Origin of the sequence: Streptomyces sp. NPDC015532, from assembly GCF_043078065.1 — a bacterium.
Lineage (GTDB): Bacteria > Actinomycetota > Actinomycetes > Streptomycetales > Streptomycetaceae > Streptomyces.
The window spans coordinates 501,483-516,598 of record NZ_JBIBSY010000002.1; the positions used below are offsets into that span (position 1 = coordinate 501,483).

Annotated in this window: 15 protein-coding genes and 2 pseudogenes; 6 read left to right on the top strand and 11 right to left on the bottom strand. The window is 68.6% G+C overall.

Annotated features, from left to right (window positions below; translation table 11 throughout):
• Positions 1–8: 8 nt before the first annotated feature.
• The 3 genes and pseudogenes from ACF07B_RS08770 to ACF07B_RS08780 form a co-directional block, all read right to left on the bottom strand.
• Positions 9–575, bottom strand: a complete 567-nt coding sequence (locus tag ACF07B_RS08770) for an SMI1/KNR4 family protein (protein WP_392178323.1) — start codon at positions 573–575, stop codon at positions 9–11.
• Positions 576–1,498: 923 nt separating this feature from the next.
• Positions 1,499–1,695: pseudogene (locus tag ACF07B_RS08775) on the bottom strand (transposase); the annotation flags it as partial.
• A 33-nt stretch (positions 1,696–1,728) separates the two neighbouring features.
• Complete coding sequence (locus ACF07B_RS08780) at positions 1,729–1,890, bottom strand: hypothetical protein (protein WP_392178324.1); 162 nt, start codon at positions 1,888–1,890, stop codon at positions 1,729–1,731.
• Positions 1,891–2,043: 153 nt separating this feature from the next.
• Here ACF07B_RS08780 and ACF07B_RS08785 point away from each other — a divergent pair, with 153 nt between their 5' ends.
• On the top strand, positions 2,044–2,496 hold the full coding sequence (locus ACF07B_RS08785; RefSeq protein WP_392178325.1) for a hypothetical protein: 453 nt from the start codon (positions 2,044–2,046) through the stop codon (positions 2,494–2,496).
• A gap of 15 nt (positions 2,497–2,511) precedes the next feature.
• Here ACF07B_RS08785 and ACF07B_RS08790 read toward each other — a convergent pair whose 3' ends face one another.
• Positions 2,512–2,667: a DUF6207 family protein gene (locus ACF07B_RS08790; RefSeq protein WP_392178743.1), complete on the bottom strand. Its 156-nt coding sequence runs from the start codon at positions 2,665–2,667 to the stop codon at positions 2,512–2,514.
• A 394-nt stretch (positions 2,668–3,061) separates the two neighbouring features.
• Complete coding sequence (locus tag ACF07B_RS08795; protein WP_326790538.1) at positions 3,062–3,265, bottom strand: cold-shock protein; 204 nt, start codon at positions 3,263–3,265, stop codon at positions 3,062–3,064.
• Between the two features lie 491 nt (positions 3,266–3,756).
• On the opposite strand from ACF07B_RS08795, the pseudogene ACF07B_RS08800 reads away from it, so the two are divergent.
• Positions 3,757–3,981 (top strand): annotated as a pseudogene (locus ACF07B_RS08800) (hypothetical protein); the annotation flags it as partial.
• A gap of 390 nt (positions 3,982–4,371) precedes the next feature.
• On the opposite strand, the gene ACF07B_RS08805 reads toward ACF07B_RS08800, so the two are convergent.
• The 3 genes from ACF07B_RS08805 to ACF07B_RS08815 form a co-directional block, all read right to left on the bottom strand.
• Positions 4,372–5,283, bottom strand: coding sequence for an alpha/beta hydrolase family protein (locus ACF07B_RS08805; RefSeq protein ID WP_392178326.1), 912 nt, complete (start codon positions 5,281–5,283; stop codon positions 4,372–4,374).
• A gap of 232 nt (positions 5,284–5,515) precedes the next feature.
• Positions 5,516–5,785, bottom strand: coding sequence for a hypothetical protein (locus tag ACF07B_RS08810; RefSeq protein ID WP_392178327.1), 270 nt, complete (start codon positions 5,783–5,785; stop codon positions 5,516–5,518).
• A gap of 634 nt (positions 5,786–6,419) precedes the next feature.
• Positions 6,420–6,896: a hypothetical protein gene (locus tag ACF07B_RS08815; RefSeq protein ID WP_392178328.1), complete on the bottom strand. Its 477-nt coding sequence runs from the start codon at positions 6,894–6,896 to the stop codon at positions 6,420–6,422.
• Between the two features lie 1,041 nt (positions 6,897–7,937).
• Here ACF07B_RS08815 and ACF07B_RS08820 point away from each other — a divergent pair.
• The 4 genes from ACF07B_RS08820 to ACF07B_RS08835 all read left to right on the top strand — a co-directional run bounded on the left by ACF07B_RS08820 (position 7,938) and on the right by ACF07B_RS08835 (position 11,733).
• Positions 7,938–9,332 carry an alkaline phosphatase PhoX gene (locus tag ACF07B_RS08820; RefSeq protein ID WP_392178329.1) on the top strand — a complete coding sequence of 465 codons (1,395 nt, stop codon included), beginning with the start codon at positions 7,938–7,940 and terminating at the stop codon, positions 9,330–9,332.
• A gap of 317 nt (positions 9,333–9,649) precedes the next feature.
• Positions 9,650–9,970 carry a hypothetical protein gene (locus ACF07B_RS08825; protein ID WP_392178330.1) on the top strand — a complete coding sequence of 107 codons (321 nt, stop codon included), beginning with the start codon at positions 9,650–9,652 and terminating at the stop codon, positions 9,968–9,970.
• A gap of 142 nt (positions 9,971–10,112) precedes the next feature.
• Positions 10,113–11,348, top strand: coding sequence for a DUF2716 domain-containing protein (locus ACF07B_RS08830; protein ID WP_392178331.1), 1,236 nt, complete (start codon positions 10,113–10,115; stop codon positions 11,346–11,348).
• 217 nt (positions 11,349–11,565) lie between these two features.
• A complete protein-coding gene (locus ACF07B_RS08835; protein ID WP_392178332.1) occupies positions 11,566–11,733 on the top strand; it encodes a hypothetical protein in 168 nt (55 codons plus the stop codon).
• 71 nt (positions 11,734–11,804) lie between these two features.
• Here the strand turns inward: ACF07B_RS08835 and ACF07B_RS08840 are convergent, their stop codons facing one another.
• The 3 genes from ACF07B_RS08840 to ACF07B_RS08850 form a co-directional block, all read right to left on the bottom strand.
• The gene (locus tag ACF07B_RS08840; RefSeq protein ID WP_392178333.1) at positions 11,805–12,161 is read right to left on the bottom strand and encodes a GNAT family N-acetyltransferase; all 357 of its coding nucleotides are present in this window, start codon (positions 12,159–12,161) and stop codon (positions 11,805–11,807) included.
• 316 nt (positions 12,162–12,477) lie between these two features.
• Positions 12,478–13,305: a restriction endonuclease gene (locus tag ACF07B_RS08845; RefSeq protein ID WP_392178334.1), complete on the bottom strand. Its 828-nt coding sequence runs from the start codon at positions 13,303–13,305 to the stop codon at positions 12,478–12,480.
• Between the two features lie 557 nt (positions 13,306–13,862).
• Positions 13,863–14,624, bottom strand: coding sequence for an FG-GAP repeat protein (locus ACF07B_RS08850; RefSeq protein WP_392178335.1), 762 nt, complete (start codon positions 14,622–14,624; stop codon positions 13,863–13,865).
• Positions 14,625–15,116 lie beyond the last annotated feature (492 nt).

Consider the following 15,116-nt stretch of genomic DNA (forward strand, 5'->3'; position numbering starts at 1 on the left):
CAGGTCTGTCAATTGGACGGCTGATCTCGGGATGAAGGGGTCACGAGGTCAAACGCTGCCGCATCGACAGGGAACCACCGGTCCGGAGCGGACGGTCCGTCGACCTGTCTGGCAGGTTGGGTCTCCAGCAATTCGTCCAGCTCCAGGGTTCCTGTCACCGTGCCGGCCAGCCACTCGACCAGGGTGATGCCCTGGGGCCAGTGCGCTCCGTCATGCGTGCACCACATGCCGCCCGCGGGGTCGGCGAAGTCGACCAGTGACCAGATGGTGCAGCCCCAGTCGTAGATCAGTACCTGGCCGGCGGGGATCTCGCCGGACGGATCCGGACCGTCCTGGTACAGCTCGGCGATGTCTCTGAAATTGGCCTGCACAGGCCCCCCGCGCACTCCCAGGATTCCCTCGCGCGGGCCGAAGCCGCCGTTGGCGACCTCGAGGTACAGGCGTCGCAGGAGGGGAGGCAGCGGGAACCCGATGATCCGTTCCGCCTCGGCTACAGCCTCCGGTGTCGCGGGCGGCGGCAAGGTCCCGGCCCGGGCCACGGTCTTCAACGCCTCGACGACCTCGTCCTCAGTCACCGGCTCAGCCTTTCAACCCGGAGCAGTGCAAGCCATGCCTTGGAGGCATGGAGTTGATCAAATACTCACCACTGTCGGCGGACACCCCATCGCTGCCTCGTCCCTGGGCCGCCCCTGGGACATGCGCGGCCGCTCGACGGTGACCTACGGCGACAGTCAGTGACGGAGGCTCCGGGCATCATCGGCAGGACGGGCTGGGGTCGATCGAGTGCCTGGATCTGCGACTTCCCGTCCACGCAAAAGGCCACGGCCTTCTCCGGCGGGTCGAGGCGGCCGGCAAGACCACGCAGCCGATGCCCACGCTCTTGCACGACGTCACTACGGCTGCCCAACCATGTTGGCTGGTAGCCCGCGATGCCGAAATCGAGCATGACGTCATCTTGCAGAGGCGCCCTTCCTGGGATCAAACCAGCCCCGAGCGGCGACCGATCATCGACTTCTGAAACAGCTCTGTCGGACAAAATCCTCTTTACCAGCTCGCAACGGTGTTGAGGGGAGCGCGGGCCTGGCACGATGCGCCGATGGCCTGTGACTGCAATGCTGCGCTGACCGTCCAACTCCACGACGGAGGCGACAGATACCCCGTGATCCCCGCCGAAGTACACGGCGAGCTCTCCTACTGGTTCAACGCCCAGTGCACGGGGTGCAGCACCCCGTACGAGGAGCCGTTCAGGCGCGTGGACGCGTCCGGTCAGGTAATGGACGACCAGCGGGCAGACCTGCCGCTTACCGACCGCACGTGGCTCGCCGAACGGTGCGGCCCGTTCACGTGCGGGTGCGACCAGGACGCGCTCCAGCCGGGCCTCACCAACCGGTGCGGCCCGTTCACGTGCTCCAGCCGGGCTATGACGGAAGGGAAGGCCACTTGACGGCCCACAGGAGCACATGCGGCAAGTCGCCCTGGTACCACGGCATCTGCTGGTCAGCCGCTTGTGTGCGGTCTGGAACGAGCCGACCCGTCGGGCAGATCCCTCCAGGGCGAGCTGGTCCGGTACTTCCAAGCGATGGCCTCCAGCGTGCGGCGATAGTCGGCCCAGCGTCGCCCTCGGACCGGATCGCCCGGCATCCGCGGCGCAATCCGGTCCCACAACGCATCAGTGATAACTAACCGAACAGGCACAACGGCGTGGGTCCCTGGACAACAGGCTCTCCATCAGGACCTGGTACGCCTGAGGTCCTCAGCCCAGCCGGGGATGACGAGGTACTGGACCGTGCTCATGGCAATCGCGGCCTTGCCTAGCCTCCCGACCGGGGCAATGCGGCCGATGCGCGCCCACTGGTCCCACATCACGTCGCGCACCAGCGTGCCCAGCACTTCCGGATCATCGGGAGAGCGCTGCGTCATCGCACTGACAGCCGGGCCACTCCGCCACAAGGAGCGCGGAGACCGGAGGCTGGTCGAGGTGGATGACACCTGGTCGAGTTGGATGACACCGGCGCCCGTACGGTGGGCTGGCATCATGCCGGGATGGCCCACGACATCGTGTTCTTCCTCGCCCCCGACGACGAGACTGCCGCCGCAACGTACCTGGGGGGACCCGGCCGGGCCTTTGCGTCTGTGACCTGTCACTTCATCGAGCCAGACAGCACCATCGTCGAGTGGGACATGTACTTCGAGGCGCCCTCGGCCGAGATCCCGCCGCTGGAGCAGCTCACCGGGTGGCCGTGGCCGGACGAGGTCATCGCTCCCACGAACGATGGCGTCGAGGTGTTCGCTCTGCCGCCACGGTTGACCCGGGCGTTGGCCGGCGCCGGCTCCGCCGAACTGGCGGAACTGGCACGCCGCTGGACCACGAGGCTCAGGAGCGCCGACGGGGACGACATGACGGACGATGACCTCTTGGCGGTCCTGAAGGGAGTTGCCCGGCTCGCGGCGTCTGCGGTGAGCACGGGTGGAGGCCTCTACAGCTGGAGCTTCTGATGGCGCCGCGGACGCCTACGCGTCGGGCTCCTGGCGCAGATCGGCGAAGAAGCGCCGACGAACGCCGGGCTCACCCGGCTCTCGAGTCGTTCGATCCGCGCACGCTCTAGCGCAGCGCTCAACGGGCAGTTGCTGAATGGCGAAAGCGGTCGCGTCGTCGGCAGCCCCGATCTCTACTACCGCAAGGCCCGGCTCGGCCACGTGCGCATCGAGGATTGATCTCATGCCCGGCAGAACGCGCCGCCGTGGCCGGCAGTTCTCGGAACCGGGCAGCGTCACCCGACCGGGTACGTCCTCGCAGTGGCTGATGTCGCCGCCGTGATCGGGAGGCCTGTTCTGCGTCCTGGGATGCGCGGAAGCTGGGGCCCGGCCGCTGCCCGGCCGCTGGGCCTCAGCTGCAGCCCGGTCCTGTAATGCTCTGGCGGGACCGGACTGCCCCACCACGGCTGCCCCTCAACAGCGGAAGCGAGAACGGCGGAGGGGCCCGACTGCGCCGGGCCCCTCTTTACGCGATGGAGTCGGCCCGCGGCTCTCGAAGGCTTCGGGCGCCCGCGGACGGCTTGTGTCAGCCGCGGACGATGTTCTCGGCCTGGGGGCCCTTCTGGCCCTGGGTGACGTCGAACGTGACGTGCTCGCCCTCGGCCAGTTCGCGGTAGCCGTTGCCGGAGATGTTGGAGTAGTGGGCGAAGACGTCGGGTCCGCCGCCCTCCTGCTCGATGAAGCCGAAGCCCTTTTCGGAGTTGAACCACTTCACGGTGCCGCTGGCCATACTGCTGTCCTTCGAAATAGCGCCGGGGCTTTCCCCGGCTGATCTGGGGTGGGTGCTCGCCCGTCGCCGGAGTGCACCCGGCTCCTGTTCTACCCCACTCGCCCCACAGATCAACCCCCGGCGGCGTCACGTTCTGGCGGTCGGCGCGGTGCCGATGGCGATGTGGGCGCCGACCAGTTATCCGGACTGGCCCGCAGGCCCTTGGCCGCCGCCTTGTCGTCGTGGCGGCGCCCGGCGAGGCCGGCGTTGCCGATGTAGAGCACGGCCCAGCCGTAGCGGGGCGGCTTGGGTGATCCGGCCGTCCGGCAGGTCGACCGTCCCGGCGAAGAACGTCTCGCCGTCGGGGGCGAGGATCATCAGCCCGTCCTCACCGGCCGGGCCCTGGCCGAGCAGGAGCACGCCGACCCACTCGGGGGCCTGCGGCGGCGCCTGGCGCAGCCGGGAGACCAGAGTGAAGCCCCGTCCGAGGAGGTGGCTGGTCGCGATGTCACGACGCCCAGGGCATCCCGCTCGCGGTGTCGCTGACCGGCGGAAACCGCAACGACGTCACGCAGTTGCTGCCGCTGCACGGCTTCCAACGACTGCGGATCCGTTGGGAGCGACGCGCCGACATCCACGAGGCCTTCCTCAGCCTCGCCACCTGCCTGATCACCCACAGGCACGTCCAACGCCTTTGTCAGGACCTCTTAGTCGGCGGAACTCCTCCTCCCAGGTAGCCCTGGCACTGTCCGGGAGCCGGGTACAGCACCTTTACACCGAGCGGTGTCCGCGCTCGGTGCACCTCTGTGGCGACCACGGCAACACCGTCTTTCCTGCATCTCGCGCGCTGCTGTCGTGCCGGAGCCGACTGCCAATCCGGCTTACCTTTCGACGGTGGGGGCCCCACCTCTGGTGCTGCTTCCCCAGGCGCACTCCGGGCGCGCCAGTCTGCAGTGCAGAGTCACTGGATACGCCGTACCGCCCGTAAGGACCGTCCAGATGTGCGCCCGTCCGCTGGGCCTGTCGGCTCAAGCGGTCATCGAATGGGCGGTCACGGTGGCGTTCCGTCCGGGCAGTACGGGTCGTGAGCCTTGGAGGAGGTGCGTGCTAGGACGATGAGAAGTAGGTCAGGGCTTGGCGGTGTACACGACCCCTGCCAGGTTCTGGGCCGCAGAGCCCCATACCTGGTCATACATGGAGCTATCCGCACCGAGGGTGTAGAGAAGGTAGGAGGTGGTGACACCCTGGGTCAGCTTCTGCTGTGCAGCTCGGGCGAGGGTGCCGCTGTCGCATCCGAATCCGGAACTGTCCTCGAATCCGCAGTGGAAGGCGCCGGTGATGACGCGCAGTTGCGTGGGGGCCGGCTTGGCGTCGTACATCTTCTGCTGGTTGTCGGCGACCCCGGCGATCGTGTCGGCGCTGCCGCCGACGTACTGGGCCGGCACCGTCAGTTTTCCGGAGGCGGTGACAGCCGACGGATTGGTCTCCGCCGCGGCCAGAGTGGACACGCTCTTGATGGCCGGGTTGCGGCTGGCAGCGAGCAGCGCGGCACCGCCTCCCATGGAGTGACCGGAAACCCCGAGACGATCAGTGTTGACGGCGCCCGCGAAACGGGATCCACCGGTGGTGTTCTGGCTGGTCAGCCAGGTGAGAGCGGCGTTGAGGTCGTCGGCGAAGGCGGAGTGACTGGGGAACAGCCCACCTTGCGATTTGGGCGTGACGGTGATGAAGCCCCAGGACGCATAGTGCTTGAGCAGTCCTTCGTACTGCGTAATGCCTTGAAAGAAGCCATGTCCGAAGGCCAGTCCGGGGTGGGCGCCGGGTGCGACCGGGGCGTTGGGCCCGGCCGTGCTGCCGGGGTACCACACGCGTGCACTGAACGATCGGCCAGAGGCCGAGACGGTCACATCGGAGTAGGCCACGGCGTAGGCCCCTGTGGTGGAAGGGTCTGCGACCGTTGAAGTTGCGGCGGGGAGCGACGCGCTGGCTGCCGGCATGACGGCGAAGGCGGATGCTGCGCTGAGCAGCAGAACGCTCACTATCCGCGATAATTGACGTAACACAGGATCACCTCATTCTGGGTGCGGTTGTGGGACAAGGAATCGCAGGCTGCGGGGCGATGCGGCGGCTCTCAGGTGCCTGTCGTCACCGTCGGGCGCTGCAGGCTGAGAAGAAGACGGTTCCGGTTGCAACCGCCTAAGAACGGGTTGCGGAGCCCCGGATGCTGGTGTCGGCCGCCAAAGCGCAGACCGAATTCCCGCAGGGGCAGACTCAGCAGCGGAGGCGGTTCGCTAGCGGACTCAACGGGCTGTGCTCGGGTGTCGTCGCGGGGGCGTAGATGCGCAGCGATGGCTGTTCCGCGACGCAGATGAAGGAGACGAGCTTGCCGGAGAAGTGCTGAAACAGCGAACCTCCGGCCTCCCGGGCTATGACATTGAGGCTGCCTATGAAGTAGCCGTGCGTGCCGAACCCATCCATGACTGCGGTCAAGACGGTCTCGCGTCGGACCGGTGAAGGCCGGTGCCAGGTTCGTTTGGGCATGAAGCACTCCCGAATATGACCGGGCGGTCATGTGACCGCCCGGTCATCGTGGAGCGCGCTGCATGAAGTGTCAACGCGTCGGACAGAAAAGGCTGTTGGGAACTTCAGGAGCCACAGAACTCACCTCGGCCGCCGACAGAGCACTGGCGGGAGGTCCAGCCGTGACCGCATGGTCGGAGCGCACAGGGAGGCGGAGAGAAATTCGCAGGGTGTGTGCTCGGGGCAGGCTTCTCCTGGATCGCCGAGCACGGGCGTGGTCAGCACCGGCTCCAACAGAATTCACATCACACCGCGTGCCCTCCACCGGGCCTGTTCATACAGCCTCGGCTGATCGCGAACATCGCTGCAACAGTGGCGCGGCCTTGCCACCCGACATGACAAGACCGCGACCATTTACCAGGCCGGACTCCACCTCGCGGGCATCCTTATCCGGATCGGGCGTGGAGGTGTTCAGGCTGATCCGAGTGCCGCTGAGGGTGCGATGGTGGCAGGGTCGAGGTCGTGGGTGGGCAGGCCGGCCCCCATTCTGCCGCTGGATGGCGCGCGCGGTTCGGCACCCACGACGAAGGTCCCGGCCGGCGAGCCTCGGACATGAAGAGGCCCCGCCCGATTCCGGGTGCTCGATGCGGACCGGTCAGCACTTCTCCATGAAGAAGTACTTCGCCATGGCTTTCGTATCGATCGACGGATCGTCCAGCATCGCCTCCAGAATGATGCCCACCGTCTCCGAGCCTTCCCCTCTCAGCAGACTGCACGTGTCCGTCTGGGCGTCCGCGTCGAGGCCGTCCCACGCATCGTCGTAGATCGCCTCATCGGCGGCGTCGGCAAAGATCTCGTACTTGTGACTGGCCAGTATCTCCCCGACAAGCTTCGCGTATTCGTCGTGGGTGAGGCCGACACATCGCGGCTCGCGTGAGACGTCGATGGCTGCGTCGGCTTGGAAGTTCAGCTCCAGCAGTTCCTCGCAGTCCTCGGCCGTGAAGCCAGTGTCGGTCGGCGTCGGCGTTGTACTGGCTTTCACGTCAGTCGCCCCGCCGGCAGTGGCACAGCCGACGGCTCCTCCTCCGGCGATCAGGACAGCAGTGAGTAGGGCGGCGGTGGCGCGGTGCATGATTCCCCCGGGAGTGCATGGAGTCGGGACGCTAACGGCGGCTGCCGTGGTTACGGGCGGGTTCGGTCGAGGTTCACCAGAACGGGGCCGGGCCGTTCAAAGCCCACGTCTGTGGGGCGAGTTCGGCGGTCCGGTCGAAGAGGAGGACGACAGGCTGTGCATGCGTCTGGCCTGAATGCCAGGATGGGATCGTTCCGGCGTCGGGGAAGGCTGTGCTGGATCGACTCCAGGAACGGCGCGCAGGCGACGTCGGCGGGAGGCCGGTCGCCGTGGGCTTCGAGGCCCATGGCGCGCAGGTCGGGCGAATGGCGCCCTGTCCGTCGAAGGTGGCGGGGCGGAAGTTGTCCGGCTGCGAGCTGGCTGCGGTTTCCCGCTCAGCTGCCGGGGCGGGAACGCGCGGCTTTACGGTGCGGTGCTCGCGCGGACGGCCTGGCGGATGCGCGGTGCGGTCGTCGGCCGCGCTCCTGAAGTGCTGTGCAGATTCCGCGTGGTCACGCAGGGACGAAGGCCATGACGGCTGCGGCCTCCCTGCAACGGGATCCGGCGCAGGCGCAAAGCATGCTGCACGCCCCGGCCGAACACTTCGACGGAGACGAAGCCCACATCATGCAGTTCGCCGACGCCGCAGCGGTCGCGGCGTGGCTCCAAGGCATCTGCGCCCACGCCGCCCACCAATCCGACGGGGGACTGTTGCACCCCGCATCGCGTTCGCATTCAAGTGACGGCAAGGTGCGGGTGGCGGTCGGCCGCCACCCGCACCCCGCGCAACCCGCAGAAACACAGCTCCATGAACCGATGCACGCCCATGACCAGCACGGATGGTCTCACCGCGGCTCCGTCTCGGTAATCGCGGCAGTAATCGCCGCTCCCGGGAGGCGAAGATGGCGCTCCCGGCCGGCCGACTCGCGGGAGCGGCACCGTCTCACCGACGAAACCCCAGCGAAAGGAGTGACACGTACGACGTGCGTGGTTCCGGCGGACTCCACCGCGTGCTAGACACAGCTGGGTCACAGTCCTGTCCGCCAGCAGGAAGGTTGTCCCATGCCCGAAAACAGCCGGTCCACGACGAGGCGTCAGATGATCGCCCGGACCGCGGCGCTAGGCGGCTCCCTCGCGTTCGCGGGAAATCTCTCCGAACTGTTCGCGGGCACCGCCGCCGCGCAGAGCCTCGGCCACCGTGGCTACGGCCCCCTGGTCCCCGACCCGAACGGACTGCTCGACCTTCCGAAGGGCTTCCGCTACCGCGTCCTCTCGCGCGAGGGCGACCGGCTCCGCTCCGGCGAAGGCCTGGTGCCCAGCAACCACGACGGCATGGCCGCCTTCGCGGGGCATTCCCGGGACGGCCGCGGACGCGTCCACCTGGTCCGCAATCACGAGAACCGGGTCACCGCGACGATCGCGGTCCCGACAGTCGAGGGCCTCACGTACGACCCGATGGGCAAGGGCGGCTGTACGTCCCTGTCACTCGACCGGCAGGGGAACGTCCTCTCGGAACGCGTGGCCATCGCCGGCACGGCCGTCAACTGCGCCGGTGGGCCCACGCCTTGGGGTACCTGGCTCACCTGCGAGGAGACCGAGGACAAGGCCGGGACCAACGGCTACACCAAGGACCACGGCTTCATCTTCGAGGTCGACCCGGTGGACCCGCACCGCACCGGAGCCGTTCCGCTCACCGCCATGGGGCGCTTCCAGCACGAGGCGATCGCCGTCGACCCGGGGCGGGGAGTGGTGTACGAGACCGAGGACGCGTTCCTCTCGCCCTTCGGCCTCTTCTACCGCTTCCTGCCCAACAGACCGCGAGGCGGGACGGGTTCACTGCGCGCCGGCGGCCGGCTCCAGGCGATGCGCGTCCCCGGCGTGCCGGACCTATCCTCCGTCCAGGCGACCGGCACGGCCTTCCATGGCATCGAGTGGGTGGACGTCCCGGATCCCCTGGCGGCCCAGACCCCCGTCCGTCTCCAGGACTTCGGCCCGAAGGGCATCACGCACGGGCAGAAACTGGAGGGCTGCTACTGGGGCGGAGGCTGCGTGTATTTCGTCTCCTCCTTCGCCCGCAGTGCCGACGGGTCCTCGGCCGACCACTACGGCCAGGTCTGGCGGTACGACCCATCGGCTCGCCGCCTCACGCTGGTGATCGTCTTCGGCCCCGGCACCGACATCCAACTACCCGGCGAGTCCCCCGACAACATCTGCCTCGCCCCCGGTGGCGGCCTCATGGTCTGCGAGGACGGCAACGGCGCGCAGCACGTCTTCGGGGTGACACGGCGCGGAGAGGTGTACGCCCTGGCGCGCGGCGCCCAGAACATCGGCACGCCACAGGCCCCGGAGTGGGGCGAGTTCGCGGGCGTCACCTTCTCCCCGGACGGCGACACGATGTACGTGAACTGCTATACGCCCGGGACGACGTTCGCGGTGACGGGCCCCTGGCACGGCTAGGTTCCGTCCGTGGAAACGGCAACCGTCCCGCGACGGTGTGTGGCACCGTCGCGGGGCGGGGCTGTCCCGGAAGGGAGTTCAGCCGATGAGCTCCGGCGCGAGCAGGTGATACCGCGCCAGGAGCACGTTGAGTGCGGCGACGATCAGGACCGCGGTCGCGATCGCGAGCAGCGCATGACCCGTCCCCCACGGTGTGATGAGCGTGCCGAGCGCGCCGCCCGCGAAGATGCCGGCGACGGTCGCGACGAGCCGGACCCGGATCGCCCCCGCTAGGGGGTCGCGGGAACGGCCCCATCACCCACATAGGCCTGGAGGGGATGGCCAAATGGCAGAGCCAGCCCCTCGACGCCGTCCATCCGGTGCTCTTCATCGACGCCATCCACGTGAAGACCCGTGACGGCGCTGTGGCCAACCGGCCCATCGACGTGGTGTTCCTCCATGTGGAGGGGCCGCTTGTCTCAGCGGTTCGTGATGTCTCGCTGTCTCATTCGTCAGCAGTACCCACCCTGTTGCAGGACGCGTGCAGGCCTGCCTCGCGCCACAGCGTGACCGTTAATGAGTGGCCGGCGTTGACGACGGTCCAGATAATCGCCATGCCCGAGGACAGGTGTCCGCCAGGCCAGGGACTTGATGAATGAGGTGGGCTCGCTGCTGGCAGCGTATGACGAGCAGGTGCGAGGGCATGTCACGGAGCGGGCTCCGGTAGGAGCCGTGGTCGAGCGGGACGGACCGGTGATTCGGACTCACTACGGCACGCACGGCACGATTCGACACCCTCCCTTGACCGCCGGGACCGACCTGGCTGAAGTCACCGGGCTGATCCGTCGGCAGCAGGAGGCTTTCGCCGCCCGCTGCGAGCCCGCTGAGTGGCGGACGTACAACCACGACCCGATCCAGATGGACGGACCGCTGCGCACCGCCGGTTTCACGGCCGTCGGACCGACGCGCACGCTACACATCGCCGAGCTCGACGATCTGGTGGGTGAGGTGGCTCCGGCGAAGGGCATGCGTGCGCGCAGGCTCGACTACGGCTACCGCCGACTTCGGGAGCTGGACCGTCTGGTCGAGGCCTTCGGTCCGTACACGCGCAGCCTGGCGGACGTCCGCGAGGACCACGGGAACTTGCTGAACTGGGGTCTGAACGTCCAGCTCCTGGAGGCAGAATCCAGGATCGTCGGCGCGGGCTGGGCAGAAGCCGTCGGGGCGACAGAATTCGCGGCCGTTCGCGGTTTGACCGGCCCCCACGCGGAGTTCGTGCACCGCTGGGTCCGCTGGGCCCGCAACAGCCGCAGCCTCCACCTCGGCCCCGGTCCGGCACCGGACCGCCGCTATCTCACGGCCGAGGCACCGACAGGGCCGGGGTTGGACGCCCTTCTCACGGCCGGCCTCCGAGCAGTCTCGACGGTACGCGTCTACGTGTGGTCGCCGAACGGCACGCCACCCCCTGACTCCCGCCCGGTATCCATGCTGTTCGACGATCGGGATCACGATGCGCTGTGCGACGAATTCAAGGCCCGCTTCGCCTTCAAGCCCAGCCACACCTACTACCCGGCCATTGAGGAGCCACCCGACTCCGTCACCTGGCATGTCGGGGACGTCACCGACACTCGTCACACCTACCGCCTGGGGCGAGACCTCCCGGACGACCATCGGGTGGCACGCCTCCAGGACATCGTCGAGCGGGGCCTGCGCGTCCACGTCCGCCCCGGCGAGCATCTCCACTCGGTCGACTGGTGGCATCAGGGATACCGTTTCGACCCCGCGCGCGTCGGCGCGCCGGGGCAGCCGACCTGGCCGGGCATCGCGTGCTGGGAGGGCGACTACTCCATGCTCCTCACCCGCGACCTGCGCATGGGTACGTTCTGGCACCCTTGGGAGGAGTCCCTGTGCGTCTTCGGCACAGAGCTCCTTGCCGAGGTAGAGGACGATCTCACAGCCGTCCTCGGCACAGTAGTGCGCCGGGGCGGACGCAACGTAGGCAACGTCTGGACTTACGAATCAAAAGGCAGCCCGTAGGCGAATGCCGCGGACAGCCTCACAGCCGGGGCCGCCCGACCAAGTAACGGTGCGCGGCCATCTCCAGCCGAGGCTCCCACTCAGCATTCCCGACAGCCCTTAGTTGCGAGACACCCTCACTGTGCGATCTCGGCGGGAAGCTACCGCTACGAGACCGCCACGTTCACCCGATGGGCGCACGCCAACAAGCTCACCAGCGCTTACCGCAAGGCCCGACGTGCTTCTCTATGCCCAACGTTCGTCAGCCATCGCTCTGCTGTCTACCGACCAGATCGCCATCACAGGCGCCGAGGTCAGCATCAGCTTCGGCCGCACCCCCATCCGCCTGCCATACCCGGTCGACGACCTGGCCCGCAAAGTTGTCGCTGGCCAAATCCAGCCGTGACGGCGACAGCCAAGCGCAGTACGCACGTTTCGAGCACGCCAGGACCGGGGTTCGAACCCAAGCTATTTCGGCTACGCCCACTGATAATGCGTCGAGGTGGTGATCTCGTGGAAGCCGCACCGGCGCTGGATGGGCGCGCTGGCCGGGGACGCGTCGACGTGCAGCAACCCGAAGCCCCGGGCAACGGCCTCCCGTGCCCGAGCGGCGATCATGGCGCGGTAGAGCCCGCGTCCTCGCCACTCCGGCAGCGTTGCACCGCCGAGCAGCGCGACGAAATCGGTGCCCGGCTCGTACACCGCAAAGGCGGCACAGGCCAGCCGCTCACCGGCCGCCGCGACCAGGATGGTGATCTGTCCGGGATCCGCCGACACCCGGGCGCTGAGGTCGGTAGCGACCCAGGAGCAGTCGACTCCAAACACCTCGGCCACGACGGCGCTGTACCGCGACGGCGTCAAGGTCGGCGAAGCGGCGCAGATCCTCGGCCTCGTTGACCTGCCGCAGCACGACGCCGCGGGGCAGGACCGGCTCGGCGGCCACCTCTTCGGCGAGGGCGAGCAGCACTGTCGCCGCCTCCTGCGGGACGAAACCAGCCGCGACCAGTCGCTCGGGAAGATCCGTGGGCAGGTCGGGAGCCCGAAGCTTCCACTCGACGCCCTGGCCACGGGCCTGGAAGAAGTCCCGCTGGCGCACGATCAGGCGGTCGAGCTCAGGATGGTGCCGGTCGTGGGTGAGACAACGTGGCCGTCAGCCTGCCGACGCCTGCGCCTCCCAGGGCAGCGGTCCCCCGCCTTCCTGCCAGCGCCGCAGTTGCGGACCGTCGACGCACACGATGCCGCACTGCTCTGCGTAGTCGAGCGCGGGGGCGGTGAAGTCGCTGGTGGTGACCACGACGGCGACATCGGCGCCGTGAACGGTGAAGCAAGTACCGCCGAAGCGCTGCAGATCCTGGGAGCCGACCCGGTTGCCGTCGCAGTACCGCTTGCACTGGATGACGACCGAGCGCCCGTCGGCCGTCCTCGCCACGACGTCGGCGCCCAGGTCGCCGGCCCCGCCCACGACGTCCACGTCGAGACAGCCGTCGCGCCGGCACAGTTCGGCCACCGCCTGTTCGAACTCGTCTGGGTCCAAGGTCTCGTAGGCGATCTCCACCGTGTCCGCGGGCGCCTCGGCGACGGTCTCGGGAAGCAGGACGGTGGGATGCGTGCCGAGGCAGCCGCCGCAGGCGCCGGCCCCGGCGGGGACCAGGCCGACGGCGGGAGCCGGTGACGCCGCGTCGAGCGCTTCGACCGCCGTCTGCGTGGCTTCGTCCAGGGCCACGGCCGCGCGGCGCGCGATCCTCGCCGCCGATATGCGGCGCTTCCCGCGGCAGCCGGCCATGACGGCGCCGACGCCCACAAGGGCGAGCGCCACAGCCCAGACGGGACGGTGCACCGCGGCCGCGGCGGCGGTGCGGGCGGCCGCGCCCACCAGAGCGAGGATGACCGCGAGGAGGGCGAAGTAGAGGGCTGTCGCCCGGAGTTCGAACCGGTGGGAGCGGCGCGCGGTACGCCGGGCGCGTGCGGGAACGGCCATGGTGATGTTTCCTCCCCTGGAACGTCAACGAAGATCAATTCGCGTCTTCCCAGGCAGCGGCCGTTCTACCGGGTTCCGTCGTGCACGCCTCTTCCGGTCCGACGGGAGGCGCGGACTCGCTGCCTGTCGGGCCAGGCGTCCTCGGCTCCGGTGCGATCCCGCGCGTGAACGTGGCGCGAGCCTCACCCCAAAGGCAGGTGCCCGAGCCGTCGGCCTCGATCGGCCTGTCCCTCCGGCGGGGCCGCCACCTTCGGTCCTCTCTTCAGAACGGGACCGTTCCAGTGGGCCGGGACCGCCACGGGTGTGTGGCGCGCCTCGGTGCCGTGGACGCGCGCGACGTCGAAGAGGGTCTGCAACATCCGCACACCTGCCAGGTCAAGGGCGGGAGCTGGTCGCGTCGAAGGGAATACCGGGGCCACACCCTGGACAGGCAGCGGGGTCTGCGAGCTCCTCGCCTCCCCCACCGGCTACCGCCCTCCCCCGTCGGGCCGGCGCCCGCGGCCCGTGCTGGAACGCGGCGTGTAAAGCCAGGGCTTTGTGGCGCGGTCGCCTCTCGTTCAGATGACTCCGAGGAGTCCGTTGCCACCAAGGAGGGTGCTGTCTTTCTGCGGGAAGCCGACGGACGGTGCGGTGATGATGCTGCTGCCCTTGGCGGTGGGACCGTCGGTGCCGCCCGCGAGCACCCAGACGGCGCCGGTGGCGTTGTTCTCTTCTGCGGCGCCGATGAAGAGTTCCGGTTTGCCGTCCTTGTTGATGTCGCCGACGGCCACGGTGGTGCCGAAGGCGTCCTCGGCTTCGTCAGCTCCCGGGATTCCGGCGGTGTTCTGGGTGAAAGCGTAGGAGTCGGGGCCCAGGGCCCCGGTTCGGCGGCCTGGGATGACCGTCACCTGTCCGGCGTCTCTCTTGCCCGTGTCCTCCAGCGGTGAGCCGACCACGATGTCCGCCAGCCCGTCACGGTTGAGGTCGGCCACCGCGAGGGCGCCGCCGAAGTTGTCCTCCTTCTCGCTCGTGCCAGGGACGCCGGGGGTGTTCTGGGTGAGTTGCACGGGTTTCGTGTCCCGTGCGATGCCGTGTGCCGAGCCGTACCACAGGAGCACCCGGCCGCCGAGCGCGCCGTCGGCTCCGGCATGGTCCGGCTCGTCGTTCGCCCCCGGCGCGGGCAGCACGGCGTCGCGGTAGCCGTCACCGTTGAAGTCACCTGGCATCGCACCGTGCACGGCCGCCGCGGGCGCGGCCGACAGCAACGGAGCGCTCATGACGGCGGCGACCAGGAGCGCCCCCGACCGCCAGCCTCCGCGCAGGCCACGTCTGTTCACCATGAACCGGATCCCCTCCCCCTCGACGCACCTGGCGTGCGCCGCAGTCAGGGCATCGTAGGAGGCGCCCCCGAAGGTCCCGAGACGCGCCCGGCAGAGCGCCGTCGACCAGGTCTTCGAGAAGGGTGAACGGAGAAGGGGGGTGGGGCCACGGATACCACTTCCAGTCCCGAGCTGGATGCTGGGAACCTTCCTACCCACCCCCCATGGCCGCGAGTCCCTCACGATCTCCGACCGGCAGTCCGCACACTAGCCGGAGCGACTGACAAAGCCCCCTGCGCGGCCCCTGTCGCTTGTCGGCCCGTGCCCAGACGGCGTCCCAGATCCGCCAGACAGGAAGGTGGGGCGCTCGGTCAGGGCAAGGGTGGCACCAGTCATGCGCAGCGGGTGGCACAGCGGGGCGGGAACCTGGTGGAAGTGCGGTTCGCGTTGCATGAAGTGGCGCAGCGCTCGATGCAGTTCGTCAAGCAACTGGGTGTCGGCCGGCGCTGCCGG

Bases quoted from the DNA above. Each gene is read 5' to 3' on its own strand.
- ACF07B_RS08785 (WP_392178325.1), top strand. From the start codon at position 2,044: ATGGCCCACGACATCGTGTTCTTCCTCGCCCCCGACGACGAGACTGCC.
- ACF07B_RS08795 (WP_326790538.1), bottom strand. From the start codon at position 3,265: ATGGCCAGCGGCACCGTGAAGTGGTTCAACTCCGAAAAGGGCTTCGGC.
- ACF07B_RS08810 (WP_392178327.1), bottom strand. From the start codon at position 5,785: ATGCCCAAACGAACCTGGCACCGGCCTTCACCGGTCCGACGCGAGACC.
- ACF07B_RS08815 (WP_392178328.1), bottom strand. From the start codon at position 6,896: ATGCACCGCGCCACCGCCGCCCTACTCACTGCTGTCCTGATCGCCGGA.
- ACF07B_RS08820 (WP_392178329.1), top strand. From the start codon at position 7,938: ATGCCCGAAAACAGCCGGTCCACGACGAGGCGTCAGATGATCGCCCGG.
- ACF07B_RS08825 (WP_392178330.1), top strand. From the start codon at position 9,650: ATGGCCAAATGGCAGAGCCAGCCCCTCGACGCCGTCCATCCGGTGCTC.
- ACF07B_RS08845 (WP_392178334.1), bottom strand. From the start codon at position 13,305: ATGGCCGTTCCCGCACGCGCCCGGCGTACCGCGCGCCGCTCCCACCGG.
- ACF07B_RS08850 (WP_392178335.1), bottom strand. From the start codon at position 14,624: ATGGTGAACAGACGTGGCCTGCGCGGAGGCTGGCGGTCGGGGGCGCTC.